Below are 4,541 nucleotides of genomic sequence, written 5' to 3'. Positions count from 1 at the left end.
CCTCCCCCACTCGGGAGGGTGTACCTGCCCCCCTTGTCCACGGGCCTGGTGCGCCGCACCGGCTGCCCCGGTCGGGGGTGGGGCTGGAGAGAGTGCCGACGGGCCCTCGCCGCAACACCGCCGCGGCGAGGGCCCGTGGCGCCTACTGGGCCGGCCGCCCGCCGAACTGCCAGCGGTGCACCTCGATGTTGGCGTACCGGTCCGCGGTCAGGAGGTCCCGTGCCGTCGCAGGGTCGGGAGCCCGGAGCAGTGCCGCCGTGCCGAGCCAGTTGGCGCCGTCGTCGGAGAGCAGCGGCCCGTAGGCGATCAGCCCGTCCTGGTCGGCCGGTACGGCGAGGTCGACGGCCTCCCCGGCGCCGAGGCCGAGCACCAGGTACCGGTTGCCGCCGGTCCGGCCGCCGGGGAAGTCCCACATGGTGCGCCCCAGGGCGTTGTGCCACCTCCTCAGCAGTACGTCCCGGTAGGCGCCGGCCTGGTAGCCCGGCTCCTCGAAGGCGAACGCCCGGGCGGCCGCGGGGTCGGGCAGGTCGACGATGTGCACGCTGCCGGTGGGGATCCCGCCGTCGCCGCTGAGGGTCGGCCCGCGGGCGATCATCTCCTTCTCGAAGCCGTCCATATAGGACCAGTGCTCCTCCCGCAGCTCCTGGCGGAGCGCTGCGGAGCCGGGCCGGTCGCGGTGGTAGCAGAAGAACTCCATGCCGCCAGGGTCCCTTCCCGACAGCGGTCGGCGCGAGGGGGTTTCACGGCGTCGGCCGCTCGGTGGCCGCAGCGGTCCGTGCCATGGGTCGCCGGCCTCTCGCGGCACGGCGCGCGGCGCGACCGCCGCGTCAGCTCCGGGCCGGATTGCCCTCGTGGCGCCGGACGCGGTCCAGGAAGCGCAGCAGGTGCGCGGTGAACTCCGCGGGGCGCTCCAGGTTGGGCATGTGGGCCGCTCCCTCGATCACGGCCAGTTCCGCGCCCGGTACGAGGTCCCGGATGGTCTCGGCGTCACGCAGCGGGGTGAACCGGTCCTCGCTGCCGACCACGACCAGCGTGGGCACGGCCGCCTGTGCCAGCACCGGGCGGTAGTCGGGCCGGGCCGCGCGGCCCCGTAGCGCGGCCGCCGCTCCCTGCGGGGCGGTGCTGCCCATCATCAGCCGTACGTGGGTGGCGACCTGGGGAAGGGTCCGGATGGCCTCCGGGGAGATCATCTTGTCCAGGACCTCCTCGGCGTACGGGGCCATGCCCTCGCGCAGCAGCCGGTCGGCCATCGCGTGGCGTGCGGCCCGGCCTTGGTCCGTCTCCGGCTCGGCGGCGGTGTCGGCCAGCAGCAGTCCGCTGACCCGGTCGGGGAAGAGCCGCTGGAACTCCATCACGATCTGGCCGCCCATCGACAGTCCGCCCAGCGCCACCCGGTCGATGCCCAGGTGGTCCAGGAGCCCGGCGAGGTCGGTGGCGAAGTCGGAGAGCAAGGTGGTGCCGGGGACCACCTCGGAGCCGCCGTACCCGCGCAGGTCCGGGGCGATCACCCGGTGTCCGGCACGGGCCGCCTCGGTGATCTGGGGCCGCCACATGGACCGGTCGAAGGGGTGGCCGTGTACCAGGAGCAGCGGCGGCGCGGCCTGCCTGGGCCCCTCGTCCTGGTACTCCACGGCGATCCCGCCCACCAGTGCGCTGTCCATCGTTTCCCCATCTCCTCGGTGCTGTTGACGGGATGCTAGGCACGCCCCGCGGGTGAGTGCAATGATGGATTTGCCCTCGGTGCAATCGGGGTTATTGCCTGGAGATTCGACTTGAGGAAGGATCGGAGCATGGAGGACTACCGGCGGGCCGCGGACGCGGTGGCCCGGGACATCGCGGCGGGCCGGCTGCGGCCGGGCGACCGGCTGCCCACCCAGCGCGCCTTCGCCCGCGCCCATGGCATCGCCAACTCCACCGCGGGCCGGGTCTACCGCGAACTCGTCCGCCGCGGGCTGGTGGTGGGAGAGGTCGGCCGCGGCACCTTCGTGCGCGCCGATCCTCCGGCCCCCGGGCCGGCCCTGGCCGAACCGGCCACCCAGCGCATCGATCTGGAGCTCAACTACCCCGTGGTGCCCGGCCAGACGGAGCTGCTGGCCGACGGGCTGGCGCCGCTGCTCCGCCCCGACCTGCTCGGTTCCGCACTGCGGCCGGTCGGGACGGTGGGCACCGCCGCGGCCCGGGAGGCGTTCACCGACCTGCTGTCCCGGCCCGGCTGGCGCCCCGATCCGGAACGGGTGCTGTTCGCCGGAAACGGCCGGCAGGCCGTCGCCGCCGCGATCGCGGCGCTGGTGCCGCCGGGCGGTCGACTGGGTGTCGAGGAGCTGACCTACCCCGTGGTCAAGGCGGTCGCGAGCCGGCTGGGCATCACCCTGGTGCCGCTGGCCGCCGACGCGGACGGCATGCGGCCGGACGCCCTCGCCGCCGCCTGCCGCACCGCCCGGCCGCATGCCGTCTACCTTCAGCCCACCCTGCACAACCCGCTGTCCACGACCATGTCCGAGGAGCGCCGGGCGGAGTTCGCCGAGGCGTTGGACCGGCTGGAGCTGTGCGCCGTGGAGGACACCGTCTGGGCGTTCCTGCGCGAGGACCCGCCGCCGCTGGCGGCCTTCGCCCCCGACCGCACGATCCTGGTCGACAGCCTCTCCAAGCGCCTGGCCCCCGGGCTCACCACGGGGTTCGCGGTCGCCCCGGCGCGGCTCACCGGGCGCATCGGGACCGCGCTGCGCTCCGGCGGATGGACCGTGACCCGCTTCGCGCTGGACGCCGCCACGCGCTGGATCACGGACGGCACCGTGGCTCGTATCGTGGCGGCCAAGCGGGAGGACGCCCAGGCTCGGCAGCGGACCGCGGCGGAGCGGCTGGCCGGGTTCGCCCTGCGCGCCGATCCGGCCGCCTACTACTGCTGGTGGGAACTGCCGCCCCCCTGGCGGGCCGAGACCTTCGTGGCCGCCGCCGCCCGCCGGGGCATCGCCGTCACCCCCGGCGCGGCGTTCGTCACCGGCACCGGCCGCGCCCCGGGGGCGGTCCGGATCGGGTTGGCCTCACCTCCGCACGAGGTGCTCGGCAAGGCCCTGGACACGTTGGCGGCGCTGGCCCGTACCACCCCGGAGGACGCCGATCCGTTCTGATCGGCCACCAGGTCGGTACGGGCCGGCGCCGCCGTGTCCCTCAGCCTGCCGTCAGCCGCGCTTGCCGCCGCCGGAGGGTGCCGGATCCTTTCTGAAGGCCCAGGTCATCTTCGGCTCCATCGCGAAGCGGAACATCCGCTGGACCGGCGAGGTGCACAGCACGGTGACCACCGTCGCGGCGATGACCGTCACGGCGAGCTCGCCGAGCGGCTCGTGCACCCAGTCGTGGTCGTACCAGTCCCAGAAACGGGAGCCCTTGGCCAGGAAGCCGTGCAGCAGGTAGCCGTAGAGGGTGCCGGCGCCCAGCACGGTGAAGAACATCCGCCGCTTGGGCACCCAGGCGAAGAAGCAGGCGGTGAGCACCATCGAGCAGCAGAAGAGCGCGCCGGTCATCATCACGCCGTCCCACCAGGGAGCGGCGAGTTCCTGGGCGCTGTCGCGGCGGTAGAACCAGGCCGCGTTCATCCGCGGCGCCGCCCAGTAGGCGACCAGCAGCGCGCCGGCGAAGACCGGGATGGCGATCTTGCGGGCCCGGATGCCGCGCACCATGTCGAAGTGGTGGCGCTTGAGGTTGAGGCCGACCACGAAGAACGGCAGGAACTGCAGGACGCGCTGCATGTCGAGGTCGTCGCCGATGTCGGGCGAGACGGCGGCGAGCGCCGCGATGAGCAGCGAGACCGGGATCGGCCAGCGGATGACCTGCCACAGCGGCGTGGTCATCCGCCATACGAACAGGGCGATCAGGAACCAGGTCAGATACCAGGGGTCCAGCAGGCTGAAGTCGAAGGTCGGGTCGTCATCGGCCCAGCGCTTGAAGAAGGTGTAGGCGATCTCGAAGATGACGTAGGGCACGCCGATGCCGGTGATGAGGCGGCGGAGCCGGTCCGGGCGCATGTCGAAGCTGCGCGAGAAGTAGCCCGAGATGACGATGAAGGCCGGCATGTGGAAGCTGTAGACGGTGATGTACAGCGCCGACGCCAGCCGGCTGTCGTCCCGCAGCGGCTCCCAGGCGTGCCCCATGGCCACCAGCACGATGGCCATGAACTTGGCGTTGTCGAAGAACGCGTCACGCTGCCTCGGCTTCGCACCCGCCGCCCGGGCGCGCCGGGGGCCCACCGTCGCGGTCTGCTGCGAACCTGCCGCCGCGGCCGGTTCCGGACCGGCCTGCCCAGGTGGCGAACCGACGTCGTCGGCCTGGCGCGCCGGGGGCAGCGGCATGCGCTGGCCACCGCGTGGTCCGCTTGTCATGTCGTCCACAGGGCCTCCTGACGCAACCTCGTAAGCAGGTCCCGCGTCTTACTGGGAATGTGGGGAATATGGCTGCACTCCATCACCGCGCACCCTAGCCACTTGAACACCAGCACGTAAATTTGCGCCCGCACGATGTCCGCTTGGCCCCCAATGCCGCCCCAC

At 73.0% G+C, this 4,541-nt stretch carries 4 protein-coding genes; 1 reads left to right on the top strand and 3 read right to left on the bottom strand.

Annotation, left to right across the window (positions count from 1 at the left end):
• Positions 1-142: 142 nt before the first annotated feature.
• A complete protein-coding gene (locus E4099_RS29475) occupies positions 143-697 on the bottom strand; it encodes a YciI family protein (RefSeq protein ID WP_135342165.1) in 555 nt (184 codons plus the stop codon).
• Positions 698-827: 130 nt separating this feature from the next.
• The gene (locus tag E4099_RS29470; protein ID WP_135342164.1) at positions 828-1,661 is read right to left on the bottom strand and encodes an alpha/beta fold hydrolase; all 834 of its coding nucleotides are present in this window, start codon (positions 1,659-1,661) and stop codon (positions 828-830) included.
• Between the two features lie 129 nt (positions 1,662-1,790).
• Between E4099_RS29470 and E4099_RS29465 the strand changes: the two genes are divergently transcribed.
• Positions 1,791-3,128, top strand: a complete 1,338-nt coding sequence (locus E4099_RS29465; RefSeq protein ID WP_135342163.1) for an aminotransferase-like domain-containing protein — start codon at positions 1,791-1,793, stop codon at positions 3,126-3,128.
• Between the two features lie 51 nt (positions 3,129-3,179).
• Here E4099_RS29465 and E4099_RS29460 read toward each other — a convergent pair whose 3' ends face one another.
• The gene (locus tag E4099_RS29460; protein ID WP_135342166.1) at positions 3,180-4,376 is read right to left on the bottom strand and encodes an acyltransferase family protein; all 1,197 of its coding nucleotides are present in this window, start codon (positions 4,374-4,376) and stop codon (positions 3,180-3,182) included.
• Positions 4,377-4,541: the final 165 nt, after the last annotated feature.

It is taken from the genome of Streptomyces palmae, from assembly GCF_004684805.1.
In the GTDB taxonomy this organism is placed as follows: Bacteria; Actinomycetota; Actinomycetes; order Streptomycetales; family Streptomycetaceae; genus Streptomyces; species Streptomyces palmae.
The sequence above is the reverse complement of the archived record's forward strand: the minus strand, read 5'-3'. Positions and strand labels throughout refer to the sequence as shown.